Source organism: Tumebacillus sp. BK434 (assembly GCF_004340785.1).
Classification (GTDB): Bacteria; Bacillota; Bacilli; order Tumebacillales; family Tumebacillaceae; genus Tumebacillus_A.
Window position 1 is genome coordinate 1 of the sequence record NZ_SLXS01000002.1, and the last position, 25,823, is coordinate 25,823.

General features: G+C 55.5%; 28 protein-coding genes. 20 read left to right on the forward strand and 8 right to left on the reverse strand.

What is annotated here, in order from left to right; translation table 11 throughout:
- The first annotated feature begins 180 nt into the window (after positions 1-180).
- From EV586_RS04435 to EV586_RS21005, 5 genes are all read left to right on the forward strand, one after another.
- Positions 181-1,122: an ATP-grasp domain-containing protein gene (locus tag EV586_RS04435; RefSeq protein ID WP_132943880.1), complete on the forward strand. Its 942-nt coding sequence runs from the start codon at positions 181-183 to the stop codon at positions 1,120-1,122.
- 146 nt (positions 1,123-1,268) lie between these two features.
- On the forward strand, positions 1,269-2,414 hold the full coding sequence (locus EV586_RS04440; RefSeq protein ID WP_165898237.1) for a C39 family peptidase: 1,146 nt from the start codon (positions 1,269-1,271) through the stop codon (positions 2,412-2,414).
- Positions 2,415-2,614: 200 nt separating this feature from the next.
- Positions 2,615-3,337, forward strand: coding sequence for a zeta toxin family protein (locus tag EV586_RS04445; protein ID WP_132943882.1), 723 nt, complete (start codon positions 2,615-2,617; stop codon positions 3,335-3,337).
- Positions 3,338-3,394: 57 nt separating this feature from the next.
- Complete coding sequence (locus EV586_RS21000; protein WP_165898238.1) at positions 3,395-3,532, forward strand: hypothetical protein; 138 nt, start codon at positions 3,395-3,397, stop codon at positions 3,530-3,532.
- A 55-nt stretch (positions 3,533-3,587) separates the two neighbouring features.
- On the forward strand, positions 3,588-3,731 hold the full coding sequence (locus tag EV586_RS21005; protein WP_165898239.1) for a hypothetical protein: 144 nt from the start codon (positions 3,588-3,590) through the stop codon (positions 3,729-3,731).
- A gap of 804 nt (positions 3,732-4,535) precedes the next feature.
- Here EV586_RS21005 and EV586_RS04450 read toward each other — a convergent pair.
- Entirely contained in the window at positions 4,536-6,494 is a 1,959-nt protein-coding gene (locus EV586_RS04450; RefSeq protein ID WP_132943883.1) for a hypothetical protein, read from the reverse strand.
- Positions 6,495-6,867: 373 nt separating this feature from the next.
- On the opposite strand from EV586_RS04450, the gene EV586_RS04455 reads away from it, so the two are divergent.
- Genes EV586_RS04455 through EV586_RS04470 form a run of 4 tightly spaced genes read left to right on the forward strand, consistent with a single transcriptional unit; the run spans position 6,868 to position 8,305 of the window.
- Complete coding sequence (locus EV586_RS04455) at positions 6,868-7,215, forward strand: hypothetical protein (RefSeq protein WP_132943884.1); 348 nt, start codon at positions 6,868-6,870, stop codon at positions 7,213-7,215.
- Entirely contained in the window at positions 7,197-7,493 is a 297-nt protein-coding gene (locus EV586_RS04460; protein WP_132943885.1) for a carbon-nitrogen hydrolase family protein, read from the forward strand. The genes EV586_RS04455 and EV586_RS04460 overlap by 19 nt, the downstream gene beginning before the upstream one ends.
- Before the next feature lie 4 nt (positions 7,494-7,497).
- Complete coding sequence (locus EV586_RS04465) at positions 7,498-7,929, forward strand: GNAT family N-acetyltransferase (protein ID WP_347812664.1); 432 nt, start codon at positions 7,498-7,500, stop codon at positions 7,927-7,929.
- Between the two features lie 37 nt (positions 7,930-7,966).
- Positions 7,967-8,305 carry an Mpo1-like protein gene (locus tag EV586_RS04470; RefSeq protein ID WP_132943887.1) on the forward strand — a complete coding sequence of 113 codons (339 nt, stop codon included), beginning with the start codon at positions 7,967-7,969 and terminating at the stop codon, positions 8,303-8,305.
- 26 nt (positions 8,306-8,331) lie between these two features.
- On the opposite strand, the gene EV586_RS04475 is transcribed toward EV586_RS04470, so the two are convergent.
- The gene (locus EV586_RS04475; RefSeq protein WP_132943888.1) at positions 8,332-8,607 is read right to left on the reverse strand and encodes a hypothetical protein; all 276 of its coding nucleotides are present in this window, start codon (positions 8,605-8,607) and stop codon (positions 8,332-8,334) included.
- Positions 8,608-8,683: 76 nt separating this feature from the next.
- Here EV586_RS04475 and EV586_RS04480 point away from each other — a divergent pair, with 76 nt between their 5' ends.
- The 3 genes from EV586_RS04480 (at position 8,684) to EV586_RS04495 (ending at position 11,200) form a co-directional block, all read left to right on the forward strand.
- Positions 8,684-9,517: an aldo/keto reductase gene (locus EV586_RS04480; protein ID WP_132943889.1), complete on the forward strand. Its 834-nt coding sequence runs from the start codon at positions 8,684-8,686 to the stop codon at positions 9,515-9,517.
- Positions 9,518-9,601: 84 nt separating this feature from the next.
- Complete coding sequence (locus EV586_RS21415) at positions 9,602-10,693, forward strand: isochorismatase family protein (protein ID WP_243652934.1); 1,092 nt, start codon at positions 9,602-9,604, stop codon at positions 10,691-10,693.
- Positions 10,694-10,699: 6 nt separating this feature from the next.
- Complete coding sequence (locus EV586_RS04495; protein WP_132943890.1) at positions 10,700-11,200, forward strand: metallophosphoesterase family protein; 501 nt, start codon at positions 10,700-10,702, stop codon at positions 11,198-11,200.
- A 39-nt stretch (positions 11,201-11,239) separates the two neighbouring features.
- On the opposite strand, the gene EV586_RS04500 is transcribed toward EV586_RS04495, so the two are convergent.
- Positions 11,240-11,866 (reverse strand): pyridoxamine 5'-phosphate oxidase family protein, encoded by a 627-nt coding sequence (locus tag EV586_RS04500; protein ID WP_132943891.1) that lies wholly within the window; start codon positions 11,864-11,866, stop codon positions 11,240-11,242.
- Between the two features lie 110 nt (positions 11,867-11,976).
- On the opposite strand from EV586_RS04500, the gene EV586_RS04505 reads away from it, so the two are divergent.
- The gene (locus tag EV586_RS04505; RefSeq protein WP_132943892.1) at positions 11,977-13,371 is read left to right on the forward strand and encodes an amino acid permease; all 1,395 of its coding nucleotides are present in this window, start codon (positions 11,977-11,979) and stop codon (positions 13,369-13,371) included.
- 45 nt (positions 13,372-13,416) lie between these two features.
- On the opposite strand, the gene EV586_RS04510 is transcribed toward EV586_RS04505, so the two are convergent.
- Positions 13,417-13,749 (reverse strand): hypothetical protein, encoded by a 333-nt coding sequence (locus EV586_RS04510; protein ID WP_132943893.1) that lies wholly within the window; start codon positions 13,747-13,749, stop codon positions 13,417-13,419.
- A 71-nt stretch (positions 13,750-13,820) separates the two neighbouring features.
- On the opposite strand from EV586_RS04510, the gene pdxR reads away from it, so the two are divergent.
- Positions 13,821-15,242 carry a MocR-like pyridoxine biosynthesis transcription factor PdxR gene (gene pdxR, locus EV586_RS04515; protein WP_132943894.1) on the forward strand — a complete coding sequence of 474 codons (1,422 nt, stop codon included), beginning with the start codon at positions 13,821-13,823 and terminating at the stop codon, positions 15,240-15,242.
- 37 nt (positions 15,243-15,279) lie between these two features.
- On the opposite strand, the gene EV586_RS04520 is transcribed toward pdxR, so the two are convergent.
- Positions 15,280-15,864: a GNAT family N-acetyltransferase gene (locus tag EV586_RS04520; protein ID WP_132943895.1), complete on the reverse strand. Its 585-nt coding sequence runs from the start codon at positions 15,862-15,864 to the stop codon at positions 15,280-15,282.
- A 396-nt stretch (positions 15,865-16,260) separates the two neighbouring features.
- On the opposite strand from EV586_RS04520, the gene EV586_RS04525 reads away from it, so the two are divergent.
- A complete protein-coding gene (locus tag EV586_RS04525) occupies positions 16,261-17,643 on the forward strand; it encodes a glycine--tRNA ligase (RefSeq protein ID WP_132943896.1) in 1,383 nt (460 codons plus the stop codon).
- A 59-nt stretch (positions 17,644-17,702) separates the two neighbouring features.
- On the opposite strand, the gene EV586_RS21010 is transcribed toward EV586_RS04525, so the two are convergent.
- Positions 17,703-17,864 carry a hypothetical protein gene (locus EV586_RS21010; RefSeq protein WP_165898240.1) on the reverse strand — a complete coding sequence of 54 codons (162 nt, stop codon included), beginning with the start codon at positions 17,862-17,864 and terminating at the stop codon, positions 17,703-17,705.
- Between the two features lie 307 nt (positions 17,865-18,171).
- On the opposite strand from EV586_RS21010, the gene EV586_RS21565 reads away from it, so the two are divergent.
- Both EV586_RS21565 and deoD read left to right on the forward strand, forming a co-directional pair.
- A complete protein-coding gene (locus EV586_RS21565) occupies positions 18,172-18,891 on the forward strand; it encodes a D-Ala-D-Ala carboxypeptidase family metallohydrolase (protein ID WP_132943897.1) in 720 nt (239 codons plus the stop codon).
- Between the two features lie 141 nt (positions 18,892-19,032).
- Positions 19,033-19,746 (forward strand): purine-nucleoside phosphorylase, encoded by a 714-nt coding sequence (gene deoD, locus EV586_RS04535; protein ID WP_132943898.1) that lies wholly within the window; start codon positions 19,033-19,035, stop codon positions 19,744-19,746.
- 49 nt (positions 19,747-19,795) lie between these two features.
- Here deoD and EV586_RS04540 read toward each other — a convergent pair whose 3' ends face one another.
- Positions 19,796-20,674: a GNAT family N-acetyltransferase gene (locus tag EV586_RS04540; RefSeq protein WP_132943899.1), complete on the reverse strand. Its 879-nt coding sequence runs from the start codon at positions 20,672-20,674 to the stop codon at positions 19,796-19,798.
- A 69-nt stretch (positions 20,675-20,743) separates the two neighbouring features.
- Between EV586_RS04540 and EV586_RS04545 the strand changes: the two genes are divergently transcribed.
- Positions 20,744-21,868, forward strand: a complete 1,125-nt coding sequence (locus EV586_RS04545; protein ID WP_165898241.1) for a phosphotransferase enzyme family protein — start codon at positions 20,744-20,746, stop codon at positions 21,866-21,868.
- A 50-nt stretch (positions 21,869-21,918) separates the two neighbouring features.
- Here the strand turns inward: EV586_RS04545 and EV586_RS04550 are convergent, their stop codons facing one another.
- Positions 21,919-22,599: a TerC family protein gene (locus EV586_RS04550; protein WP_132943901.1), complete on the reverse strand. Its 681-nt coding sequence runs from the start codon at positions 22,597-22,599 to the stop codon at positions 21,919-21,921.
- Positions 22,600-22,951: 352 nt separating this feature from the next.
- On the opposite strand from EV586_RS04550, the gene EV586_RS04555 reads away from it, so the two are divergent.
- Both EV586_RS04555 and EV586_RS04560 read left to right on the forward strand, forming a co-directional pair.
- Positions 22,952-24,442, forward strand: coding sequence for an amidase family protein (locus EV586_RS04555; RefSeq protein WP_132943902.1), 1,491 nt, complete (start codon positions 22,952-22,954; stop codon positions 24,440-24,442).
- A gap of 113 nt (positions 24,443-24,555) precedes the next feature.
- Positions 24,556-25,788: a PAS domain-containing sensor histidine kinase gene (locus EV586_RS04560; protein ID WP_132943903.1), complete on the forward strand. Its 1,233-nt coding sequence runs from the start codon at positions 24,556-24,558 to the stop codon at positions 25,786-25,788.
- Positions 25,789-25,823: the final 35 nt, after the last annotated feature.

Genomic DNA, 25,823 nt, shown 5'->3' on the forward strand with positions numbered 1-25,823 from the left:
TAAATTAAGCGAGCGCTCCCCCGTTGAGTACCGGAAAGCGCTCGCTGCATAATACGTGTCCTTTATTACTGTCTACTTGACGGGGCTACGACCATGGCGACTGCGAAGTCTTTTTCCTGCTTCCTTCATTGCGCTAAAGAGTGGTATAATGATCGAAAAACTTGGAAAAAGGGGATTCGCATGGCGAAAATTTATGTGATCCATGAAAATAGCGAGTGGACCGTCCACTTGACCAAACGTTTGGAAGAGCTGGGGCTGCCCTATGAAGAGTGGCACCTCGACGAAGGCTTGGTCGATCTGTCGGCCGAACCGCCGCAAGGGGTGTTTTATTCGCGGATGAGCGCGTCGTCGCACACGCGCGGCCACCGCTATGCGCCGGAGTTTACCTCGGGCGTGCTGACCTGGCTGGAACAGCATGGCCGCACCGTCTTCAACGGCACCCGCGCCCTGCAGCTGGAAGTCAGCAAAGTCGCCCAATACATGGCGCTGAACGCACACGGCGTCCGCACTCCGAAGACGGTCGCGGCGGTCGGCACGCAGCACATCCTCGCAGCGGCGAAGAAGTTCGAAGGCCAGCCGTTCATCACCAAGCACAACCGCGCCGGCAAAGGGCTCGGCGTTCAGCTGTTCCACACAGTGGGAGCGCTCGAACAGTACCTTCACTCGCCGGACTTCGAAGTGCCGGTCGACGGCATCACGCTGATTCAAGAGTACATCCAGGCGCCCGAGCCGTTCATCACCCGCTGCGAATTCGTCGGCGGCAAATTCCTCTACGCGGTGCAGGTCGATACTTCGGAAGGCTTTGAGCTCTGCCCGGCGGACGCGTGCCAGATCGGCGACCTGTTCTGCCCGGTCGGCGAAGAGGTGCCGTCCAAGCCGAAGTTCCAACTGCTCGAGGACTTCCACGACCCGATCCTCGAAAAATACGCGGCGGTGCTCGCCGCCAACGGCATCAACGTCGCCGGCATCGAGTTCATCCGCAACCGCGACGGCGAGATCTTCACCTACGACATCAACACCAACACCAACTACAACTCCGACGCGGAAGCAACGGCCGGCATCTTCGGGATGAAGGCGGTCGCCGAGTTCCTCGGCGCGGAATTGAAAAAATTGGGCAACTAAGGCCGAGCCGGTGCATACAGCACCGGCTTTTTGTTTTATAATAGATTGTAACAAAGTAAACGAGAAAGGGTGGTCATGTGCGGAGCGGAACATTTGTGAAACGGATGGCAACCGCAGTGCTCGGTGTGGGGTGTCTGCTGCTATCGATGAACATTTCAGTGGCTGAGAATAATCTGAATCTTAAAAAATCAGGCGCAGCGACGAGCGTCAAATCGTATTGGCAATCCCCGCTCTCGTTCAGCGGGGGGCAGTTCGACGGCACGAAAGTCAGCGCTGCGGCGCTGCAAGTGGACCGTGCGAAGCTGTATGCCGGGTTCGATTCGCTGGGCCGTTACAACGGCGGGGCGTATTACTACGGCAGCTACACGACCGACGTGATCCCGGTCGCGTTTACCGAAGCGATCCCCTCCTGGCAGGCCAACACGCCGCCGGGCACATGGACGGAGATCGAGCTGTCCGCACAGGTCGGTGGTGTGTGGACGAAATGGTACACGCTTGGCGCGTGGCTGGAAGGTGACCAGCCGTTCGCGCGCCACTCGATCGTCGGACAGAGCGACGCGCACGGCTATGTGGCGACCGACACGCTGATCCTCAGCAAATCGGCGACGGCGGTGAAAGCACGCGTCAACCTCTACACCAACGACCCGGCCCAAACGCCGTCCTTGCGTCAGTTCGGCATCACGTTCTCAAACGGCATCGACAAGCCGGGCAAGGTGCCGGGCAACGGCTTGACCAGCGCGCTCGACGTGCCGAAGCGCTCGCAGATGGTCTTCCCGGACGGCGGTGAAGTCTGGTGCTCGCCGACCTCGACGTCGATGGTCATGGCCTACTGGGCGAACGTCACCGGCAACAGCGCGTGGGACATCCCGGTGCCGACCGTCGTCCAAGGCGTCTGGGACTCCCGCTATGACGGGGCGGGCAACTGGCCGTTCAACACGGCGTATGCGTCGAGCCTTGGATTGGACGGCAAAGTGGTGCGCTTGAGCTCGCTCGCCGAAGTCCAGCAGTGGACGGCGGCAGGCGTCCCGGTCATCGCCTCGATCGCCTACAAAAAAGGCGCGCTCGACAACTCGCCGATCCCGAGCACCGACGGGCACCTGCTCGTCATCCGCGGCTTCGACGCGGCCGGCAACGTCCTGACCAACGACCCGGCCGCAGCAAGCGACGCAGGCGTGACGATCACCTATGACCGCCTGCAATTCGAAAAAGCATGGCTGAACAACTCCAACGGCACCACCTACCTGATCTACCCGCCAGGCTGGACCACTCCGGCCGGCAACGGGCATTGGTAGGAGACAGAGAAGCAGAAAAAACGGCTTGGCTCCGCAAGGGGTCAGGCCGTTATGTTTCTAAATAAAATGGGAATTCTTCCATTATCAAATTCTGTTGCAAGTCGAAGACTTATATATGATATATTTAACTGGAATGCAACAAAGATGGAATTGAAAACTCCTACTACGTACGACCAAATTTATAGAAAGGTGTTGTTTGTATGACCTCAACAAAAGAAGAATATTCTAAAAATGGCCTTTATACACCTGAAAGAGAAATGCTTCATAACAAAATAATGGAAAAGTTAATAGTTGGTCCAAGTGAGCAAAATCCCGTAATAACTTTGATGTTAGGTGGTGGTTCTGCATCTGGTAAGAGCTCAGTTAGAAAGAAGATAGTGTCAGACATGCAGATTTTGGGGATTAATCACATAACCATTATTGATGCGGACGATATCAAAGAGGATATTCCTGATTACAAAGTTATTAAAAATCTCGACCCAGAAGATGCTGCTAGGTACGTTCATGATGAGAGCAGCGATATTAGCGAAAAACTGATTAATCGTTGTATACAAGAAAAAAGAAGCTTCTTGTATGATGGCACAATGAAAAATCTCAGTAAGTATTCGCAGTTGCTTGAGAGGTTGAAAGCAGCGGGCTATACTACCAACGTTTTTGTGATCGATGTTCCAATTGAAATTGCGATAAAACGTGCCGAAGATAGATTTATAATTTCTGGAAGAAAGGTACCCAGAGATGTGATTATTGAGAGCCATATTGGTGTCTCGCAGACATTTTTTAAGCTAAGGGAAGAATTCGATCAGTATGTTTTATACGACAACTCCGGGACTAAACCAGAAATAATTGCCAAAAAAATTAAAGGTGACGAAAGTATTTTAGATCTGCACAAGGTAAAAGAGTTTAGACAAAAAGGCCTAGTATAAAAACGAAAAAAAAAAATAAAAATGGAACGGAGGTGAAAAAGCTCGGAGGTGTTCTTTTTGGATAAGAAACAGGAGGAAGATGTTTTCAAACAGCTGATTGAACGATTTGAGGCGACGAAATCAGATTACTTCGAGCATCTTATCTCTGAGAACAAAAAGAAGCTCGAAGGGGCTGACCAGACCGAGGATGAGTAACACCTTCCCAAAGTTACCTCTTGTGTGGTATAATATCGTCAGGAGGCGATGACAAATGGATTTTGAGAAACTTATTCAGAACTTCGAGGAAACCAAAGAGGACTTTTTTCAAAAGCTAATCGCCGACAACAAACGTAAGCTTGCAATTGCTGAATTTTACGAGTCACAGCGTCAGTTGGCTGCTACTAATTCAAAATAATATCATAAAAAGCATTATCCGTATACGGATAATGCTTTTTATGATATTTGTTTTTGTAGTCTAATGTGTATATGACCGAATAACTTCGTACAACACGGTTATACTCAGTATCGACGCTTGCCTTTTTGTCACCTTCGGATAATGTGAACAACACCGCGCTAACCAACGAGTCGGTCGCAGCGTTTGACGAAGGAGGAGAAACTGTCCGTAGATTGAAAGATATGACCGAACAACTCGAACGGCACTGCGTAGTTGACTAATCCGGCTGGATCGAGAACCCCGGTTTCAATGGGCACGGGCAGGAGATAGAGCACCAGAAAAAACGGCTAAGGGGTCAGGCATTTTTTGGTGGTGAGGCGAAAGAAGGCTGCCTGTGCTGCAGAGTTACAAGCAGTTTTTGACTTCGCGTAACGTGTTGAACTGGGCGTAGTTCTGGGGTTGGGCTCGTCGCGTGCGAACATCGTGGAATCGCTGGCCATAGACATTCTCTGGCCGCCGGTGGCGAAGGTGGTCAATACGGCCAGGCCCCCCGGCGCTGAAACCGGACCATTTTAGGTGACGGTGGTCGACTGTTTGCTCGACTCAATAGTCTTCTACTTGCTCATCCGCTACATGGACTGCGGCGGGGCAGGACTGCTCAGCACCGAGCTCCAGCAGGAGTGCCCGTCCTGCACGATGTAAATCTCCATCCGCGCCAAGCGCTATCCGTACTGTAAGAAAGAAATACTGTAACAATTCCAACAAAGAATTTATTGGACACACAAACAGATGCCTGCATAATACAGGCGTCTTTTTGTGTAGTTACTACACATTTGCCTTTTTGTAGTCTGCGACTTCAACAAATATTTGTGGGGAGGCTGATTCCAATGTGATTACTCGATCCTCAACATAGACGTTCTCAAGGGCATCTTGAATTGGAAAAGGGAATCGTAAAAAACCAGTGATATTTGAGAGGAATTCAGCTGAGTTCTCATAATATTTTATTAGCTCCACTTGTGTTCTGGTTGTTTGACTTTCTGATATCGCAACCTTTATCTTCTTGTATTCACCAGAACCAATATAGGATTCTAATAGAAATAAATCAATAATAGGGATATTATTAATTGTTATTCCGCTAAAAATGGAAAAATTTGTTATAACTATCGGGAATACTTCCTTATTTTTGATTTCTCCTAATTCATCTATAAAACACTTCTGGTTTTCAACAATAAATTTAGCCTTTCTTGTTGCTTGGTCTGCTCCTGCTCGCAATCTTTTCAGTGAATTATGATAATCTCGTGGCTCCATAGGATATTTTATGTTTTTAAGCTCACAGACGATTATTAAACCTTCTAAGGATATTATCATGTCAATTTCTTCATACTTACCAATCTCGTTGTAAAACTTATCTCTAGAAGGTATTGTAAAATGAATTTTTCTCTTGTTTAAATGTTGTCTGGTGATGTTTTTTACAAACCTTTCAAATAGAATACCTCTTGCCTCAATACCGTATCCTCCAACTTCTAACCATTCGTCTATTAGATATAAGAAGTTTGGGGCTGCGATACTCGGCATACACACATAGTATATGTCCCTATACTTAATGAGCGGTGTTCTCCATAAGTTAATTCTTGAGTCACTACTTCCTGTTGCTCCAACAAGTGATAGAAATGCCTTGATATCTTTGTCAGAGTAGAATGTAGTTTTGGTAAAGAATTTGATCAAATCATTCTCTCTGATCTTGAATGCTAACTGCTTCAGGTGGAGTGATTTGGTGTCTAACTCTAACTCGTTAATACCAGTAACCAATTCAACCAGTAGTGAAAGTAGTACTAATAAATCACTTATAGTGAGGTTGTTTAACTTCTGTAGTTTGATGTCCTTAAAGTGAGGGTAGTATGCAGCGATAGAAGATTGTCCTTCTTTCATGTAATCATTTATCTTAAGATCACTTTTCGAGGTAGAGAGACGATATGAAATTGTCCCTTTTGTGTTAACGGAAGTGTTAATTAGGGCAACAGGCTTTTTCTTTGCCATAAAGCTATCTCTAAGCAATGTCGTACGAGAACGAATAGATATTGAACCAGTGCCTTTAAGCAACTCTTCTAATATTACTAAGTAACTAATAATATTTTGTTGTTGTCTAAACACCCCTACTTGCCTTTTGAGCGGATACTGTTTGTCCTTGTACCTAATACTAAGAAGGTTCTCCTTAATTTCAACATAGCCATCTTCCCAAAGTGCTTCATCATAGGCATTCTTAACATTGTAGTAAATATTTGCGATTGCATAAGTTCTCGAAACATCTAGTCTTATTTCAGATTCCTGGAAATTCAAACTCATATCTCCGTTGTTAAAGAACCGCAGATAATTAACAATAATATTGAAGGTTTCTACAGCTGTTTCAAACGATCCAAGAATATTCATTTCACCAAAATGACTAATAGGTGAAGAAATGCGCATACACGATAGTTCCTGCAGATTGTACTCATTGGGAGCTAGCTCAACTATGGACTTTTTTAGATTCAAATAATCACTATTTACCGCACCTAAAAAGCATTTGAACATATACTCATTCGATTTGTTATACTTTTTAACAAACTCGCCCAGTTTTGCGTACATATCCCTGTAATACATATTAAATATAGGAGTTGAAAGTGCTATTGAAGATTCTTGGTCTTCGGAGTCCAACAATCTAGTAAGTTCCGAGAAGTCAAAAGAATCGTTGAATGGATTGAATTTTGGATTTCCTTGCAGAAGCTTCCGTATATTTTTTTTATTCATGTATATCCTCCGTATGTTAATTGTCTTGTATATATCCGTAAAAGTTAATATAACTGCAATTCAAACTGAGTTGGATGGTCAGAGAAAAATCTGTACAACCAATTATATCATCAAAATTATGTTCGAGAGTTTCAGTGGATAAAGTAATACCTTTTCGAAAATATCGTGGTACACTATTGCCAAATGGTACAGGGTTAAGGAATAAATTACTAAATAGAGTAATTGTAATGAAGATTGGGTTGGTGCAAGCGAAATTTACGGCGTCGCGCAAGGAGTCGGTGGAGCAGGCGATGCGGCTGAATTTCGGAAAGCGGGCGAAGCGCGCTGTGACGTGGAGTGTTTTTCGGAAGGGGTTGTGCCGGGGATGCGCGAGGTGGGGGTTGAGAACGAACCGCACGATCAGGCGGAACAAGAAGCGGCGCTCGAACTGGTGCGGGCCGCGGCAGTAGCAGCAGGGACGGCGGTGATCCTCGGCATGGAGTGGGGGCCTAATCTGGTGGCGATGGTGATCGACGAGGCGGGGAACGTGCTCGGTTATCAGGCGAAAAACCAGATCGCCGTCAAGGAGGAAAATACTAGATTCCCGACGGGAATCGCAAGATTTTTACGAACAAAGGCGTTCCGGTTGGCATCGCGATCTGACATGGAGCTTGGCGCTATCCGGAGACGGTACGCTGGGCGGCGAAACGCAGGGAGAAGATCGTGTTCCATTCGCAGGTGACAGGGTCGGTCGCTGCATTGGGTCCTGCCGAGCCGTTTTACGAGATGGCGATGGTCTGCCGCGCTATGGAAAACACGACCTACTTCGCCAGCATCAACCATGCGCTGGGACATCAGGAGTGGCGGACAACGCTGGTCGCACCGGACGGCAATCTTGTGGCCTCTGTGCCACTGGGGGAAGAAAAGTTGCTTGTCTCCGACTTGAATCTGGAACAGGCGACCTGGTTTTTGGCGAAACGGTACAACCCGGATTTGTATCAGGGAGAAGGGGATGTGTGAGTTGGTGCGACAGGCAAATGCAGCAGATCAGGCCGCCTTGCGGGAGATGATGCTCGAATACATTGTGGATTTCTATCAGCGGGAAGCGCCGCCGGCAGCAAAATTGGACTGCCTGCAAGCGATGCTGCTCTCAGGTGATACCGGGCTACAGTTCGTGGCCGAGCAGGACGGAGCGTATCAGGGCTTTGCGACGCTTTACTTCACTTACAGCACGCTGCGGGCAGAGCGGGTCGTGATCATGAACGACCTGTACGTGCGGGAAGCGTATCGCGGGTCGGGCGTGGCGGAAAAGCTCTTCCAAGCATGCGCGGCTTATACGAAGGAGAACGGATTCGCGTTAATGCAATGGGAAACGGCAAAAGACAATAGCCGCGCCCAGCGGTTTTATGAGAAAATGGGTGGAGAGAAAGGCGATTGGCTGAATTATTCGATTTGATCATACATTTCGAGGGACGAGGAGGAGGTGAGGGCTCGTGGAGTTTCGTTCGTATCGGGAGTTTTGGCCCTTTTATGTGCTGCAGCATTCGAAGCGGGCGACGCGCCTGTGGCACGCGGTGGGCACGAGCTGTGTGTTTCTGCTCTTGATCGCCGCCGGATTTACCGGCAAGTGGTGGCTGCTCTTGCTGATTCCGGTGATCGCCTATGGCTTGGCCTGGTTCTCACACTTCTTCATCGAAGGCAACAAGCCGGCGACGTTTGGCCATCCGCTCTGGTCGCTCTGCGGCGATTTTCAGATGTACTTCCTGACGATCTCCGGCCAGATGGGTGCCGAGGTGGCACGCGTGCAGAAGTTGTATCAACAAAAGAAGTAAGGCAGCCACAGGGGGCTGCCTTTTGTCTATTGCCCTCTGGCCTTGAAGATCAGGTAGCGGACAAAGTGCCCAACGGAATACGTTGCCGTCGCCAGGAACAGGATCACGCCGATGAACGCGAAGAGCAGCGTAAATCCGCCGGAGAGGAAATGCGTGATGTACAGGATGATCGCAAGCACGATGACGATCGTGATCGCCTTGATAAACTGACGGCCTGCATAGTAACGCTCTTCCTGCCAGCGGGTGGGGAAGACGGGCGCTTGCTTAGCCGGTTTGGCTGCGGGTACGGTTTCTTGTGCCATGAGTTCTTCACTCCTGCTATTTTGAGAATGCTACTGCTATTGTACCAAAAACAGCAAGCGAAAGGGTGTACCAGATATGATCAAAAGCATCAGCGACGCTGCCGTACTGGCAAACGGCGTGAAAATGCCATGGCTCGGCCTCGGCGTTTTTAAGACGCAGGAAGGCGCCGAGGTGGAAAATTCGGTTCGCTACGCGCTCGAAGCCGGCTACCGGCACATCGACACCGCCGCGATCTACCGCAACGAGGAAGGCGTCGGCCGCGCGGTGAAAGCGTCGGGTATCGCGCGCGAAGAGCTGTTTATCACCACAAAGGTCTGGAACACGGAGCAAGGGTACGAGACGACCCTGGCCGCTTTTGAAGAGAGCCGCCGGAAACTGGGGCTGGAGTATGTCGACCTGTACTTGATCCACTGGGCGGTGAAGGAGAAGTACAAAGAGACGTGGCGCGCGCTGGAGAAGCTGTACCGAGACGGGCTGGTGCGGGCGATCGGGGTGTCGAACTTCCAGGTGCACCATCTGCAAGACCTGATGGCGACGGCAACTGTGAAGCCGATGGTCAATCAGGTGGAATACCACCCCTACCTGACGCAACAGGAGCTGCTCGCGTTCTGCCAGCAGGAAGGGATTCAGTTCGAAGCATGGAGCCCGCTGATGCGCGGGCGCATCCAGGAAGAGCCGGTCATCGTGCAGCTGGCGGAGAAATACGGCAAGACACCGGCGCAGATCGTCTTGCGCTGGGACTTGCAGCACGGCGTGGTGACGATTCCGAAATCGATCCGGCAGGAGCGCGTGATCGAAAATGCGCAGCTGTTCGACTTTGCGCTGTCGGCGGAGGATCTGGCGACGCTGGACGGGCTGAATCGGGATCAGCGCTTCGGGTCGGACCCGGACAATTTTAATTTTAAGTGATAGGCCAAGGGAAAGCTAAGTGACGGGTCACAGGGGAGAAGAACTCTTGGCTAGATGTGCAGCAGAATGAGGAGGAAGATATGAATGGGGAAAATGGCTTTGGTCGTGATCGACGCGCAGACCGCCTTGGTGGAACAGGTGTACCAGCCGGAGCGGCTGCTGCAAAACATCGCCGGGCTGCTGGAGCGGGCGCGGGCGGCAGGCGTGCCGGTCGTGTTTGTGCAGGATGATGATGTGAGCGAACCGGGCTCGGACGGCTGGCAGGTGCACCCGGCGATCGCACCGCTGGAGACGGAGCGCCGCGTTCGCAAGAAGGCGACCGACTCGTTTTACGGCACCGACCTGAACGCCTTTTTGACGGCGAACGGGGTGAAGACGCTCGTGGTCTGCGGCTGCAAAACCGACTATTGCGTCGACACGGCCACGCGCCGCGCCACCACGCTTGGCTATCAGGTGATCGTGGCAAAGGATGCGCATTCGACGACAGACAACGGCGTGTTGACGGCGGAGCAGATCATCGCGCATCACAACAAGAACCTGCACGGGCTGGACAATCTGGAAAATTATTCGCAGACGATGCCGAGCAGCGAAATCGAGTTTGCAGCGGGCGGGAACGCGCCGTTCGGGGCAAAAAAAGCGGGCGAGCGCGTCTACATCCGCACGTTTGAAGTCAGCGATGCGGAGGCGATGACCGCGCTTTTGGTGAAGAACCGCGCGTTCTGGGGCCAGTTTGAAACGAGCCGCAGCGATGATGAATACACGGTAGAGTACCAGCGCCGCAATCTGGAGCAGATGCGTGCAGAATGGGTGAAAGACCGCGGCTACTTTTTCGGGATCTTCCTGCAGGAGAATGACCGGCTGATCGGGGACATCGGGATTCACATGATCGCGCGCGGGCCGTGCCAGAGCGCGTTTGTCGGGTATTCGCTCGATGAGGAGCACAACGGGAAGGGCTATGCGACAGAAGCGCTGCGGCTGGTGGTGGACTTCGGCTTCCACGACATCAACCTGCACCGCCTGCAAGCGGACGCCGCTCCGGAGAATCCGGCATCTTACCGGGTGCTGGAGAAGGCCGGGTTCCAGCGGGAAGGGACGGAGCGCAAGAATTTGCTGATCAACGGGAAGTGGCAGGATCATCTGCAGTACGCGATCATAAATGAGCACTGGGAAGGCTGATCGGCGATGAAGATCGCGGTGATTTCCGACACGCACATGCCGAAGATGGCCACAGGAGTGCCGCCTGCGCTGGCCGACGGGCTCCGTGATGTGGACCTGATCTTGCATGCCGGTGACTGGCAGACGCTGGCGGCGGTGGAGCTGTTCGAGCAGTTTGCGCCGCTAGACGGTGTGGCCGGAAATGTGGACGGGGAGGAGATCGCTGCCCGGTTCGGACGGCAGAAAGTGCTGACGATCGGCGGGTACAAGATCGGCCTTGTCCATGGCGACGGCAAAGGCAAGACCACGGAACGGAGAGCGGCGGCCGCGTTTGCCGGAGAGAAGCTGGATCTGATCATCTTTGGGCACTCGCACGTTCCGTATCATGAGGTGCTGGCGGATGGGACGGTTTTGTTTAACCCGGGGTCGCCGACAGATAAGCGGCGGCAGGCTCAGTTTTCTTATGGGTTGATTGAGATTGGCGAAGGTATGCGTGTGCGGCATGAGTTTTATGCGGAGAAGAAGTGATGTGAAGTGAAGGGCACCCGTGCAGGGTGCCTTTTTCTGTTAGTACAGCCGGTTGGTGTAGCTGTCTTGGAGGCGGGCCGTGACTTCTTGTTCATCGACGTTTGGCAGGTTGACGTGGGCGGCGATCATGCGGGCCGGGACGGGCAGGTCGGCGGAGGGGAGCCACGTTTCGGGCTGCCAGAGCCGGGATCGTTTCAGGGATTTGGCGCAATGGACGAAGCACTCTTCGATTTCGACGCCGATGGCGAGCAGGGGCGTTTTGCCGTTGGCAGCAACGCTCTTCAGCAAGTCCTCGTCGCGCACGATGCAGGCGCGGCCGTTGATGCGCAGCGTCTCTTCAAGGCCGGGGATCAGGAAGAGCAGGCCGATCTGGCCAGTAGCCAGGATGTTGCGCAGGGAGTCGGCGCGCTTGTTGCCAGGGCGCTCGGGGATCAGCAGGCGGTGCTCATCCAGCACCGCGACGAAGCCGGGCTGGTCGCCGCGCGGTGACACGTCGCAGTGTCCCTCGACATCAGAGGTGGCGATGAGGGCAAAGGGGGACTTGGCGAGAAAGTCCCGGCAGTGCGCGTCGAGCTGGGAGATCGATTTGTTCTGCACGAGCGGGCTCGGCTGTCCGAGCAGTTCGCGCAGCTCCGCTTCGTCGGTCAGGATGTTGGGAAAGTTCATGGCGATCACTCCTTTGTGTCTCCAAGATACAGCAAAGCCCGGAGAAAGACGAGGGATGATTTTCCTGCCGGCGCCTCATAGTAAGGAAAACGGCAGAAGGGGATTGGAACATGCTGAAACAGAAGAAGGCGCGCGTTTTCGCTGGGGAGCAGGAGCGGCAGCCGAAGCATTTGAAGGGGATCGGCGTATTCAGTCTGGCCGGCGTCGGGATCGGCGGCGTGGTCGGGGCCGGGTTCCTGCTCGGGTCGGGACTGGCGGTGCAGCAGGCGGGGCCGGCGGTGGTGCTGGCTTTTTTGCTGGGCGGGCTGGTGATGATGCAGGTGCTGGGGGCGATGACGTCGGTCGCCGTCAATCGGGTGGTGCCAGGGTCGTTTCGGGTGCATACGGAGCAGATGCTCGGGCGCTACAGCGGTTTCTTGATGGGTTGGATGGCGTTTGCGTCCGGCATTTTGGGTTTGGGCTCGGAGGCGCTGGCGATGGGGATCTTTTCGCGCTATTGGCTGCCGGGGATGCCGCTTGCGATCTTGGCGACCGGGTTTATGCTGGTCGTGATCGGGCTCAATGCGTTTGGGGTGGAAAATTTCAGCAAGGTGGAAACGTGGATGACGGTGGCCAAGGTCGGGGCGTTGCTGGCGTTTGTCGTGCTCGGAGGTTTTGCGGTGCTGACGGCGGGCCACGCACTGGTCTCGCCGTCGCCGGTCGCGGGATATGGAGCGATGTTTCCCAAAGGCTGGAGCGGGATGCTGGAGTCGATGCTGATCGTCGTCTTCTGCTACTCGGGCATCGGGGCGGTGGCGATGGCCGGGACGGAGGCGCGGGACCCGCAGCGGGACATTCCGAAGGCGACGTGGTACATGGCGCTCGCGGTGATCTTGCTGTATGTGGCGGCGATGGCGGTGTTGATCTTCGTCACGCCGTGGAGCGGTGTCGATGCGAAGGAGTCGCCGTTTGTGCAGGCGTTCGATTCACTGCGGCTCGGCTGGGCGTCGACGGGGATGAACGTGATCATCATGATCGCGGCGTTTTCGGTGATGGCGGCGACGTATTTTGCCTGCATGCAGATGCTGGTCTCGCTGGCGGAAGCGCAGGAGGCGCCGCAGTTCTGCGCGTCAAAATCCGGCCCGCACGGCCGCTACCGCATCGCCTGGCTGATCGTCGGCGGGGCGGGGCTCTTGATCATGGGGCTGTCGTTTGTGCTGCCGCCGAAGCTGTTTCAGTATCTGGTCGCGGCGTCGTCGTATTTTTCGTTTGCGATGTGGGCGTTGAATCTGCTGACCTATCTGGTCTGGCTGAAGAAGCGGAAAACGGAAGAGACGTATCACTCGGCGCTCGTCTTCGGGCGGCTGGGAGCCTATCTGACGCTGGCGGCGATTGCGGTGCTCGCCGGGATGAGTCTTCGCGTCGCCGATTTTCGAATGGGCTTTTATGTGGCGGCCGGGCTGACGGTGCTGATCTCGGCAGCCTATGCGCTGTGGGCACGGGTACAGTCGCAGGAGGAGTGCTGAAAAGAAACACCCTCTCGTTTCGCAGTCGAGAGGGTGTTTCTGTGCTTAGTACTCTTCGCCTTCGTCGCCGATCACACGGGCATCAAGACGGGCAGCGAGCTCTTTTAATTTGTCGATCACATCGTCTGAATATCTGGTCGAAATATGGCTGTCGCGATAGATGAGATAGTAATCAAGTCCATCGAAGCGCCAGACGGCAAGACCCGGCCCGCCAGACATGGAAAGCGTGTCCCCGGACGGGGTGGTCATGGTGATTTCGGTTCGCGCTTCCAGTTCGGGATCTGCTTGGATGATCGTTTGCCACTCACTCAGGGAGATGGGATGGTTGTCCGACTCATAAAACTCAGCCGCACGGGTAATATGTACGTCGTAGCTCATCAGGTGCACCGCCTGTCATTTTTAGAAAACTATAACATGTTATGATGGAAGGCAACAGGAGTGATGACCGAATGGCGGAATTGATTCCGATTTTGGATGAGCAGGCGGCAGAGTCGTTGTACGGGCAACTGTATCGGTTTTTTCGGGAGGAAATTTTGAGCGGGCGGATCGTGGCAGGGACGAAGTTGCCCTCTGTAAGGCATTTGTGCAGGTCGGCGGGCGTTAGCAAAAGCACGGTGGAAACGGCGTATCAGCAACTGCTGGCCGAAGGGTATCTCGAGAGCCGGGCGCGGAGCGGTTTTTATGTGGTCGAGGCGGTGGATTTTGCGGGATGGGACGTATTGCCGGCCGAGGGGGAAGCGGAGGTGGTGACACCGCCCGTTGCGGCGGTGGCGCCCCGGTACAATTTTCACGGGTCGGTGATCGATCTGGCGTCGTTTCCCTTAGGGGTGTGGAAGAAGTGCATGCTGGAGGCGATGGAGCGGTATCAGGGGGACTTGGCATTTTATGGGGACAAGCTGGGGGAGTATGAGCTGCGGGCGGAGATCGCGCGGTATCTGCGGCAGGCGCGGACGGTACAGGCGGTGCCGGAGCAAGTCGTGGTCGGGACGGGGCTCTTGCAGGCGGTCGGGTCGCTGTGTCTGCTGCTCGCAGCCGATGTGAAAAAAGTGGCGATCGAGGAGCCGGGCTATGCGGATGTGCGTGAGGTGTTTGAGCAGCACGGGATGGAAGTGGTGCCGGTCCCGCTGGAGGAGGACGGGCTGTCGGTGCAGCTGTTGCGGGAGAGCGGGGCGCAGATGGTGTATGTGACGCCGGCGCACCAGTATCCGTACGGGATGATCATGCCGATCGCCAAGCGGATGCAGCTCCTGGAATGGGCGCGGAGCACGGGCGGGCTGATTTTGGAGAATGATTACGACGGGGAGTTTCGGTACAAAGTGAAGCCGGTACCGTCGCTGCAGGGGCTGGATCAGCACGGGTCGGTGATCTATGTGAGCAATTTTTCGAAAGCGTTGTCGCCGGCGATTCGGGTGAATTACATGGTGCTGCCCCTGAAGGTGATGGAACGGTATCGGGCGTTTTATCAGCAGTATGCGAACCCGGTGTCGCGGATCGAGCAGCGCGCCTTGCAGCTCTTTCTGCAAAACGGGCACTGGGAGCGGCACATCCGCAAGATGCGCAAGGTCTACGAGCGCAAACAGGCGGCGCTGCTGCAGGCGGTGGAGGAGGAGTTCGGCGACCTCGTCAGCGTCTTGGCGCAGGCGGCGGGTCTGCATTTGATTCTGGAAGTGAAGGCGGAAAGAAGCGGCGAAGAGCTGGCAGCCATCGCCGTTGCCGCCGGGGTCAAAGTCTACCCGACCACCCGCAACTGGATCGGTGCAGCAAAGCCCGCCTGGCCCCGCCTGCTGTTGGGGTTCGGCGGGCTGTCACCCGAAGAGATCCGGGAGGGAATCCAACTGTTGCGGCACGCTTGGTTTCCTGACGAGCGTTGACGAGCAGGTTATTTCTGAACTGCGTGATGCGTGATCGTTACGCCGGGGAAATCGCAGGTTTCAGCGCTTCCCACTCTTCGCGCAAAATGCCCATTTTGATGGCGTCGTAGTATTTGCCGTCTACAATGCGGGCCTTGCGCACCCTCGCTTCTTCGATCATGCCGAGCTTGGCGGCGAGGCCGAGCATTCTGAAGTTGCCAGACCAGGTGCCGATGCCGAGGCGGGGGGTGTCGAGGTGGGTGAACAGGTAGTCCATCCACATGCGGAAGGCATCGGTGCCGTAGCCGCCCGACCAGTAGGCGGAGTCGTAAATGGCGATGCCGATCTCGAACCAGTTGGTCTTCTCCGATACCCAATACCGCCCGACCGAGCCGATCACCTTGCCGTCCGCTTCGATGACGAGTTGGGTGCGCGGCCGGTCCGTGCCGGCAAGCGCCAGCGAATCGGCGTACTTAAACGCGCAAAACTCCTCCAGCGTCTTCTCCTCGCGCGGCGAATACGGCGAGTTCCACTTTTGATGCTCGCGGTCTTCCGCCAGATACTCATAATAATAAATCTGCGCCACATCCGCTTCCCGCACCTCGCGGAGGATGACTTTTTCTCCCTGCAAATGAACGTGCATGTTCGCAACGCCTCCTTTTGTCCACACTTTACGGAAAAAGTGGGTGCATCAAAAGTGTCAGTTTGGGACAATTTTATGAGGTCAGTTTCGATTTGCTTGACTTTCAGGCCGGGGATTGCATAAGATACTTGGTAATAGCAGCGATGAGGAATGAATAGTACCTGTCAGCCCACTGATTCAGCGATCCGGGGATGGTGCGAGCCCGGAACACGGTGCAGGGAAAAGGCGATTCGGAGCTGCCCATTCAAAAAAGAGGATGCGGAGCTGTATCTACTGTTCGCATCAACTAGGGTGGAACCGCGGGTGCATAACGCTCTCGTCCCTAGGCATGATTCCGTGCCTATGGGGACGGGAGCTTTTTCTATTTTCAGACTTTCAGAAAGAGGATGATGAACGATGAGCATCACAATGGAACAAGTCGTAGCGCTGGCCAAACACCGCGGCTTTATCTTCCCGGGCTCCGAGATCTACGGCGGCCTGGCGAACACGTGGGACTACGGTCCGCTTGGCGTGGAGCTGAAAAACAACGTCAAGAAAGCATGGTGGAAGAAGTTCGTGCAGGAATCCCCGTTCAACGTTGGCCTCGACGCGGCGATCCTGATGAACCCGAAAACGTGGGTCGCGTCCGGCCACATCGGCAACTTCAACGACCCGATGATCGACTGCAAACAATGCAAATCGCGCCACCGCGCCGACAAGCTGATCGAAGACGCACTGCAGGAAAAAGGCATCGAGATGATCGTCGACGGCCTGTCCTTCGACGAGATGGCAGGTCTGATCAAGGAACACAACATCGCCTGCCCGGACTGCGGCGCGCATGACTTCACCGACATTCGCCAGTTCAACCTGATGTTCAAAACGTTCCAAGGCGTCACCGAGTCGTCCGCCAATGAAATCTACCTCCGCCCGGAGACGGCGCAAGGCATTTTCGTCAACTTCAAGAACGTCCAGCGCACGATGCGCAAAAAGCTGCCGTTCGGCATCTGCCAAGTCGGCAAATCGTTCCGCAACGAGATCACGCCGGGCAACTTCACCTTCCGCACCCGCGAGTTCGAACAGCTGGAGATGGAGTTCTTCTTCAAGCCGGGCGAAGATGACAAGTGGTTCTCCTACTGGCGCGAATACGCGCACAACTGGCTGCTCGGCCTCGGCGTGAAGGATGAAAACCTCCGCCTGCGCGACCATGAGCAGGATGAGCTGTCGCACTACTCGACGGCGACCACCGACTTCGAGTACAAGTTCCCGTTCGGCTGGGGCGAGCTGTGGGGCATCGCGAACCGCACCAGCTTCGACCTCAAGCAGCACATGGAGCACTCCGGCGAAGACTTCCACTACCTCGATCCGGAGACGAACGAGAAGTTCATCCCGTACGTCATCGAGCCGTCTTTGGGCGCAGACCGCGTGACCTTGGCGTTCCTGATCGATGCGTTCGACGAAGAGCAGCTCGAAGGCGGCGACTCCCGCACCGTGCTGCGCTTCCACCCGGCGCTGGCGCCGTTCAAAGCGGCGATCCTCCCGCTCTCCAAGAAGCTGGCCGAGCCGGCGCAAGCGGTGTTCGGCGACCTGGCGAAGCACTTCATGGTCGACTACGACGATGCCGGCTCGATCGGCAAGCGCTACCGCCGCCACGACGAGATCGGTACCCCGTTTTGCATCACCTACGACTTCGAATCGCAAGAGGACGGCCAAGTGACCGTTCGTCACCGCGATTCGATGGAACAGGTGCGCATGCCGATCGCCGACCTGAAAGCGTTCATCGAGTCCAAGCTCGAGTTCTAAGCAGCAATGCAACAGCAAAAAAGGGGCTGTGCCGTCCTCGCGACGCACAGCCCCTTTTTTTATTTCTGGGAGAGGATCTCGACCTGCTTTTTCAACAGGCGCAGCACCGTTTGCTGCACGGGGCGCTGGGCGGGTGGGACTTTGTCCAACTGTTGTTCGAGCTGCTCGATCACAGCTTGGCGGCGGGCGATATAGGCCGCCATTTTTTCCTGCGGAGTCATGTGACGGTCACCTCCTTGTCTCTACCAAGGTATGCCGGCTGTGACCGTTTTGTTGTTTGCCGCATGGTTTATCATGGCGGAACACCAGATGCATCGTGATTGGCCCCTAAGCTTGTTCTCGGCGGAGGACAGGATTTTTTAAATTTCAGCGAGTGGTATATACAAGCCACGCGTATTTTCAGTAACTCATCTGTTGATTAATCAAACTTTTACTGAAATTTCTTGAATATTACCTAATAATCTAGTAGACTATTACCAAGGGAGCTAAATTGGCACCTGAAACAGAGACGAGAAAGGGAGAGATGTAATGAAGATCATGACCAAAATTGCAGCAGCGATGCTGGCAATGGCAGTCATCGTCCCGGTGCTTGGCGCGGGCGACGCATCTGCCTACAGCTGGACCCGCACCCTGTCTGAGGGCGCATCCGGTGCAGACGTTAAAGAACTCCAAATCCGTGTGGCCGGCTGGGCAGCGGACGGCGCTGCGCAGACCTATGTGGCAACCGATGGCGCATTTGGTCCGGGCACCAAGGCGGCAGTTATCCGCTTCCAAAAAGCGTACGGCCTGACTGCTGACGGCATCGTCGGCCCGGCTACGCAATCGAAACTGAATTCTTTGGAATCTTCCGATGGTTCGACCTTGAATTTTGACTTTAGCGAATTCTACTCCAAAGACGGCAGCGGCTTCAACAATGGCAACGTGGGTGCGGCTACCGTCAAGGAAAACGTTCGCCGCATGATGTACAAGCTGGAAGCGGTCCGCAAGAAAGCGGGCAACAATTCGATCACCATCAACTCCGGCTTCCGCTCTCTCTCGCACAACGCAGCGGTCGGCGGCGCTTCGAACTCCCAGCACACCTACGGGATCGCATCCGACATCGTCGTCAACGGGTACTCCCCGACCGGCGTGGCGAACATCGCGAAATCTTCCGGTTTCTCCGGCGTTATAATCTACAGCACCTTTACCCATGTCGATAGCCGTGTTGAATATCCTGCTTACGGCGCAGCGTCCTACTACTGGCCGTAAGATCGATGAAAACCCCGTCTTTCACGGCGGGGTTTTTTGCATTCCGGGGGGCATACGATGTATCAATGGTCTGCCTCATGTGGTAGATTAGAACGAGACATATTTTTCTAAGCACCAACAACATTGATGGGAGGATTCACAATGACTGTACATATCGGGGCGAAAGAAGGACAGATCGCCGAAACGATTTTGCTGCCGGGCGATCCGCTGCGGGCGAAATACATCGCGGAAACGTTCCTCGAAGGGGCGGAGCTCTACAACGAAGTGCGCGGCATGTACGGCTTCACCGGCACGTACAAAGGCAAGCGCATCTCCGTGCAAGGCACCGGGATGGGCATTCCGTCGATCTCGATCTACGCCCATGAGCTGATCAACGGCTACGGCGTGCAGAACCTGATCCGCGTCGGCACTTGCGGCGCGTACCAGAAGGACATCAAAGTGCGCGACATGATTCTCGCCATGAGCGCATCGACCGACTCGGCGGTCAACAAACACCGCTTCGGCGGCCTCGAGTATGCGCCGACGGCAAGCTTCGACCTGTTGTACCGCGCGTACGAAAACGCGAAGAAAGAGAACATGCCGGTCGCGGTCGGCAACGTCTTCACGTCCGACACGTTCTACAACGACACCCGCGACGTGATCAACCTGATGGCGTCGTACAACACGCTGGCCGTTGAAATGGAGACGGCTGCCCTGTACACGCTGGCGGCGAAATTCGACCGCAAAGCGTTGGCGATCCTCACCGTTTCTGACCACCTGATCACCGGGGAAGAGACGACGTCTGAAGAGCGCCAACTGACCTTCAACCAAATGATCAAAGTCGCGCTGGACACGGCGGCAGAGGTCACCAACTAAATATCCACACAAGCAAAAGACCCGGTACTCGCGCCGGGTCTTTTTCAGCTTAGATCGTTTTTTCCAGAGCGCGGATGACCAGCTCTTCCTCGAAGCCGCAGCGCTCATACAGCTTGCGCGCGCCGTAGTTGGTCAGGCGGACGCAGATCTCGGCGCGGGTGTTGTGCGCCTGGGCAAAGCCCCAGTCCAGCATGGCGTCGATCAGCAGGGTGCCGTACCCTTTGCCGCGCGACGCTTCACTCACCTGCAGGAAGGCGATGTCGAACGCGGTGGCCCCTTGCAGCACCTGGCCGTAGCCTTCGAACTGGTCGCCGCTGCGCAGAATGAACAGCGGATTGCCTTGGGAGGTCAGGTTGACGATCTCCTCGGCGGTGTAATAGCCGGACGTGAAGTGCAGCGCTTGGAACGCCTCCCAGTGCTCCGGGCGGTATTGTTCAATCACGATTCCTGCGGGCAGTTGCCGGGTGGACGGAGCGTAGTCGGCGCGCTCCATCTTAAGCATCGCTTCGGCGTTGTATTCGGTGAAGCCGAGCCCGGCTTCGTAAAAGGCGACGCCTTGCGCATTTTGCTCATCGAGCGCCACGCGGGCGAGGGGGCAGCTTTCCGGCACGAGCGTCAGCAGTTCGTTCCAGAGCAGCTGCGCCACGCTGGTGTAGTCGTCATGCGTGATGTACGGGCCGAGTGGACGCACATGCCCACGCTCCGGGAAGCCGTAATAGCCGATGACGCCGACGACGCGGCCGTCTTCCACCGCTTGCAGGAAGCAGTCTTCAAACGGAATGTACGGCAATTCCTGCAATTCCTTTTCAATCTGCGCCTCGCTCATGCCCAGCCACGCTACGTAATGTTCACGCTGCGCATTCAGTGGGGCGATGTACGCGGCGACCTCCGCGATCTGTTCGCGGGTGACTTGTTTCAATTTGAGCATTGCCGTGTCCCTCCCATGGTTTTACAATGTTATAACATGGCAATTCGATGGAGGGAAGGGGGATTTTTGATGAGTGACAAATTTGATTTTATCCGCGAGGCGTTGCAAGGCTTTGGTTTGAACCCGGAGACGATGGTGGTGCGGCGGGAATTGCCCGACAATTGGCACGGGGATCTGCATTACAAGATCGCGGCGGAAGGGCGGGCGTACGGGATTCGGTTCATGGCCGAAGTGCGGTCGCAGGAGGACGGGTCGCCTTTTGCCAATCTGGCGGACGACGTGCTGCACGAACAGATGCGTTACGTGGATCATCTGACGGCGCAGGGCATTCCGTTCATGCGCCGGGTGCGGCCGGTGAACGGGGACGCTTTTGTCACGGTGAAAGATGACAATGGCGTCGTGCGCCGCTGCGTGCTGTTCGAATGGCTGGACGGCATCCACATCACGGCGCATACGATGGAGACGGCGTTTCGGATGGGGGAGTTGGCGCGGCGCTATCATGACGCGTCGCACGGCTTCCAATCGGACTTCTTGCCTCGCAAGATCCACACCGACAGTTACCGCGAGATGCTGAACTCCCTGCGCGCCGAACGGGCCAAGCTCACACAGCCGGAGGAGCGGGGGGCGCTGCTTGACACCTACATGTTGAGCAACATGCGCGAAGAGCAGGCGGGGCAGCCGCTGGCGCCTGAGGACGCGGCGCTGCTCGACGCCTATCTCGACACGGCGGAGCGGATGATCGACGAAGCGCACCGCGACCCGTCGGAGCGGGATCACGTGATCGTCACCTCCGACATCAACTCGATCAACATCCTCTGGGACGAGCGGACGCAACTGATCACCGGGATCATCGACTTTGAACACATCTCCTACTCCGACCGCGTGCAGGACCTCGCCTGGCTGATGAAATGGTACTCGCGCACCGAAGGCATCCAGTCCCATGAAGTGTCGGGCGATCTCGCCCAGGCGCTGATGTACGGCTACCGCGCCCATGAGCTGCTGCAGAGCGACGACTACACGCGTTTTCCGGCCCTGCTCTGGCTGTCCGGCTGCCTGAACTGGAACTTCGTGCAGAAGACGGCGGAGATCTTGCGGAACGACCACGCTCAGCTCCGCGACCACCTCGCCACTTATGAAGCGCGCGGGAAAAAGCTGACCGGGCTCGCCGACGGGCTGCAGTTCATGCAGTCCTGATCGTGCAGAAAAACAGAACCGCCTCGGACCAACCGAGGCGGTTCTGCATATTAATGGTTAGTGACGGCAGCTTTCGCGGCGCGGTTTTTTTTGAAGTATCCTGCAGCGAGGATGCCGACGACAGAAACGGCGATCACCGCCCATTTGATCCACGAGTTGTCGAAGAAGCCTTTCAGGAACGGCTCGTCGACGATCATCTTCGCTGCGGTGTAGGCCAGCACACCTGCACCGACGAAGATGATCCACGGGAAGCGCTCGATCAGTTTCAAGATGACCGTCGAGCCCCAGACGACGATCGGCACGGAGATCAGCAGGCCGAGGACGACCAGCAAGAAACTGCCGTGGGCAGCGCCGGCGACGGCCAGCACGTTGTCGAGGCCCATCACCGCGTCGGCGATGATGATCGTGCGGATCGCGCCCCACAAGTTTTGGCTCGGCTTGACGTCATGCTCTTTTTCTTCGGTCAGCAGTTTGTAGGCGATCCAGAGCAGGATCAGACCGCCGCCGAGCAGCAGGCCCGGGATCTCCAGCAGCCAGACGACCAGCAGCGTGGCGACGGCGCGGATGACGATCGCGCCGACCGAGCCCCAGATGATCGTTTTCTTTTGCAGTTCTTTGGGCAGGTTGCGGGCGGCAAGGCCGATGACGATGGCGTTGTCACCTGCCAGCACCAAGTCGATGATGATGATCGACAACAGGGCAGAGAAGAATTCAATCGACAAGAATTCCATACGTGTACCACTCCTCATTCATAGGGTATCCCAAATGAAAAGCGACCTTCACCGTCATGCCTTGGTAAAGGTCGCCAGAGTCGTGGTCCTTCTACACAGAAAAGACCTTTACCAAATCATGTGATGATGATGGCAAAGGTCTTGCAAACAACGTAGTTATCAAACGTTGCCAACAAAGCCGAGGACATGAGTCCCGAACTGACGACTTTTGTTGTAACAGCTACTCCCCTTTGAGGACGCTATTCATTTGTTCCTTACACAGCTAGTATATGCAAGTTGACGAGGAAATGTCAAGGCAACTATACTTTATCTAACTAAAGAATTTTGAAATCGAAAAGGTAGGGGACAGACTGTGAACAACCCGAGACTGCAACAGCTCAGTGAAACCTGGCTGATCGAAGCAACGATTGACGACATGCAGCAAAGGATGGCAGATGGAACGGTCACCGCGCATGAGCTCGTGCTGATGTACCTCTGGCGCATCGCCGCGTATGACCAGCAGGGCCCGCAGCTAAAATCGGTGCTGGAGATCAACCCGGACGCGCTGCAGATCGCCGCAGCGCTCGATGCGGAGCGTAAGCGATCAGGTCCGCGCGGCCCGATGCACGGCATTCCGGTGATCTTGAAAGACAACATCGACACCGCCGACAAAATGCACACGTCGGCCGGATCGCGGGCGCTGGCCGCTTCGATCGCGCCGGAGGATGCGTTTGTCGTCAAACAGCTTCGCGCCGCGGGCGCCGTGCTGCTCGGCAAAGCGAACATGACCGAGTGGGCGAACTTCATGGCGCACAACATGCCGACCGGCTACTCTTCGCGCGGCGGCCAGTCGCTCAACCCGTACGGCGCCACGTTCATGACCGGCGGTTCTTCGGCAGGCTCCGGCATCACGGTCGGCGCGAACTTGACGGCGGTGGCGGTCGGCACCGAGACGTCCGGCTCGATCTTGTCTCCGGCCAGCCAGAACTCGATCGTCGGCTTGAAACCGACCGTAGGCCTGATCTCCCGCAGCGGCATCATCCCGCTCGCGCACAGCCAGGATACGGCCGGTCCGATGGCGCGCACCGTGCGCGACGCGGCGATCCTGCTCAACGCGCTGACCGGCGTCGATGCGAACGACCCGATCACCGCCACGTCGGCCGAAGCGGCTCAGCACGACTACACCGCGTTTCTGAAAGCGGGCAGCCTGCAAGGTATCCGCTTGGGCGTGGCAACGCACATCATGACGCAATACGAATTGCCCGCCGAGAAAAAAGCGCTGATCGACGCGGCGCTGGATGTGTTGCGCGAGCTAGGAGCCGAAGTGTGCGAAGTCGAACTGCCCCACTTCGATCAGGACTGGAGCAGCTCGAAGACGTTTGTCCACGAGTTCAAGTCGGATCTTAACGCCTACCTGCACCGCTTGGGCCCGGCCGCGCCGATTCGCTCGCTGCAAGAGCTGATCGCCTTCAACGACGCCGATCCGGAGCGGATGCTGAAATACGGACAAGCCCATTTGATAGCGGCGGAAGCGACGAGCGGAACGCTGGTCGAGCCGGACTACATCCTCTCCCGGGAGCGCGACCTCTACTGGGCGAAAGAGGCCGGGCTCGATGCGATGATGGCCGAGCACCGGCTCCATGCCTGGATCGCCCCGAACAACTGGGGGGCGATGTACCCGGCCATTGCCGGCTACCCGTCGATCACCGTCCCGGCCGGCTATGTGCCGAGCGGCGAACCGGTCGGCGTCACCTTCTCCGCCGGTGCGTACAGCGAGCCGCTGCTGTTCCAACTCGCCTATGCGTACGAGCAGGCGACACAGCACCGCAAGGCGCCTGTGTTGGCCAAAGGGATAACAGAATAAGGGAATGACTGACAAAAAGTCTCAATTGGACCGAGCAGTTGGGGCTTTTTTGTCGCTAATGTGCTATTATTTAAGTATGGTTTATCATTCATAATGAAAACTGGGTGAATTGAATGTTGAAGTTCAATATCCTGTCGAAGATCATACTGATTGTACTTCCTTTTCTGTTGTTGTTTATGATCCTCTACGGCTATCTGCAGCATTCCCCGCCGTTGATGCTGGGGGCCGGGGTGCTGGCGATCCTGCTGGGGTTTCTGACCTCGATCTTATATTCGCGGGCGCTGCGGGCGGAAGAACAGTCGCGCACGGCGAAAGAATATCTGGAATCTTTTATCAACCACACCACCGACGCGATCGGTGTTTTTGATCTGGACGGCAATCTTGTCCACGTCAACAAGGCCTCGGAAGTTATCTTCGGCTATTCGATCGAAGAGCAGTTGAACAAGAAAGTGCAGACCTTGCCCAGTGACGACTACCTCGAAGAGGTGCAGGCGATGCACCGCCATGTGCGGCGCGGCGGGGACATCTCTTCGTTCGAAACGGTGCGCAAACGCAAAGACGGGCGGCTGCTCGACGTGTCGATCTCCTATTCGCCGATCCGCGACAAGGACGGCAACGTCGTCGCCTATGCCAACATCCTGCGCGACATCAGCGAGCGCAAGAAGACGGAAGAGCTCCTGCGCAACACGGAGAAGCTCTCCCTGATCGGGGAACTGGCCGCCGGTGTCGCGCACGAGATCAGAAACCCATTGGCATCGCTGCGCGGCTTCGTCCAGCTGATGAACGAGGACAAGGCGGCCAAGCACAGCCTCTACTACGGCATCATGCTGGAGGAGCTCGACCGGATCAATTTTATCGTCACCGAGCTGCTGATGCTCGGCAAGCCGCAAGCGGATCATTACCGGCTGAAACAGCCGCAGACGCTGGTCGAAGATGTGATGGCGCTGTTCAGCCCGGAAGCGTTGCTACACAATGTTCAAATTTTTGCGGAGTTCGAAGATAACCTTCCTATGGTAAAATGCGAAGAGACGCAGATCAAGCAAGTCTTTCTCAACCTGATGAAAAATGCGGTCGAGGCGATGCAAGGCGGCGGGAAGGTGCTCATCAAGGTGTTCCGGCAAGATCAACATCGACTTGTCTTTCGTTTTATCGACGAGGGCAAAGGCATACCGGGCGAGATGCTGGAGCGTCTTGGCGAGCCGTTTTACACCACGAAAGACAAAGGCACCGGTCTCGGGCTGCTGGTGTCGTTTAAGATCATCAAATACCACCAGGGCGCCGTCAGAATCGACAGCGTGGTGGACAAAGGCACGACGATCGATGTGATATTGCCGATTTCATTTTGATTCTCCGTCCAAAAAGGTGTAAGATATCGGGTTAG

What these genes read in the sequence shown, in the direction of transcription:
- EV586_RS21010 (WP_165898240.1), bottom strand. Translation starts at nt 17,864, where the DNA reads ATGACTCCGCAGGAAAAAATGGCGGCCTATATCGCCCGCCGCCAAGCT.
- EV586_RS04475 (WP_132943888.1), bottom strand. Translation starts at nt 8,607, where the DNA reads ATGGCACAAGAAACCGTACCCGCAGCCAAACCGGCTAAGCAAGCGCCC.
- EV586_RS04440 (WP_165898237.1), top strand. Translation starts at nt 1,269, where the DNA reads ATGAACATTTCAGTGGCTGAGAATAATCTGAATCTTAAAAAATCAGGC.
- EV586_RS04540 (WP_132943899.1), bottom strand. Translation starts at nt 20,674, where the DNA reads ATGCTCAAATTGAAACAAGTCACCCGCGAACAGATCGCGGAGGTCGCC.
- EV586_RS04520 (WP_132943895.1), bottom strand. Translation starts at nt 15,864, where the DNA reads ATGCACGTTCATTTGCAGGGAGAAAAAGTCATCCTCCGCGAGGTGCGG.
- EV586_RS04510 (WP_132943893.1), bottom strand. Translation starts at nt 13,749, where the DNA reads ATGAGCTACGACGTACATATTACCCGTGCGGCTGAGTTTTATGAGTCG.
- EV586_RS21415 (WP_243652934.1), top strand. Translation starts at nt 9,602, where the DNA reads ATGGGGAAAATGGCTTTGGTCGTGATCGACGCGCAGACCGCCTTGGTG.
- EV586_RS21005 (WP_165898239.1), top strand. Translation starts at nt 3,588, where the DNA reads ATGGATTTTGAGAAACTTATTCAGAACTTCGAGGAAACCAAAGAGGAC.
- EV586_RS04550 (WP_132943901.1), bottom strand. Translation starts at nt 22,599, where the DNA reads ATGGAATTCTTGTCGATTGAATTCTTCTCTGCCCTGTTGTCGATCATC.
- EV586_RS04495 (WP_132943890.1), top strand. Translation starts at nt 10,700, where the DNA reads ATGAAGATCGCGGTGATTTCCGACACGCACATGCCGAAGATGGCCACA.
- EV586_RS04480 (WP_132943889.1), top strand. Translation starts at nt 8,684, where the DNA reads ATGATCAAAAGCATCAGCGACGCTGCCGTACTGGCAAACGGCGTGAAA.
- deoD (WP_132943898.1), top strand. Translation starts at nt 19,033, where the DNA reads ATGACTGTACATATCGGGGCGAAAGAAGGACAGATCGCCGAAACGATT.
- EV586_RS04450 (WP_132943883.1), bottom strand. Translation starts at nt 6,494, where the DNA reads ATGAATAAAAAAAATATACGGAAGCTTCTGCAAGGAAATCCAAAATTC.
- EV586_RS21565 (WP_132943897.1), top strand. Translation starts at nt 18,172, where the DNA reads ATGAAGATCATGACCAAAATTGCAGCAGCGATGCTGGCAATGGCAGTC.
- pdxR (WP_132943894.1), top strand. Translation starts at nt 13,821, where the DNA reads ATGGCGGAATTGATTCCGATTTTGGATGAGCAGGCGGCAGAGTCGTTG.
- EV586_RS04435 (WP_132943880.1), top strand. Translation starts at nt 181, where the DNA reads ATGGCGAAAATTTATGTGATCCATGAAAATAGCGAGTGGACCGTCCAC.
- EV586_RS04525 (WP_132943896.1), top strand. Translation starts at nt 16,261, where the DNA reads ATGAGCATCACAATGGAACAAGTCGTAGCGCTGGCCAAACACCGCGGC.
- EV586_RS04560 (WP_132943903.1), top strand. Translation starts at nt 24,556, where the DNA reads ATGTTGAAGTTCAATATCCTGTCGAAGATCATACTGATTGTACTTCCT.
- EV586_RS04500 (WP_132943891.1), bottom strand. Translation starts at nt 11,866, where the DNA reads ATGAACTTTCCCAACATCCTGACCGACGAAGCGGAGCTGCGCGAACTG.
- EV586_RS04445 (WP_132943882.1), top strand. Translation starts at nt 2,615, where the DNA reads ATGACCTCAACAAAAGAAGAATATTCTAAAAATGGCCTTTATACACCT.
- EV586_RS04505 (WP_132943892.1), top strand. Translation starts at nt 11,977, where the DNA reads ATGCTGAAACAGAAGAAGGCGCGCGTTTTCGCTGGGGAGCAGGAGCGG.
- EV586_RS04545 (WP_165898241.1), top strand. Translation starts at nt 20,744, where the DNA reads ATGAGTGACAAATTTGATTTTATCCGCGAGGCGTTGCAAGGCTTTGGT.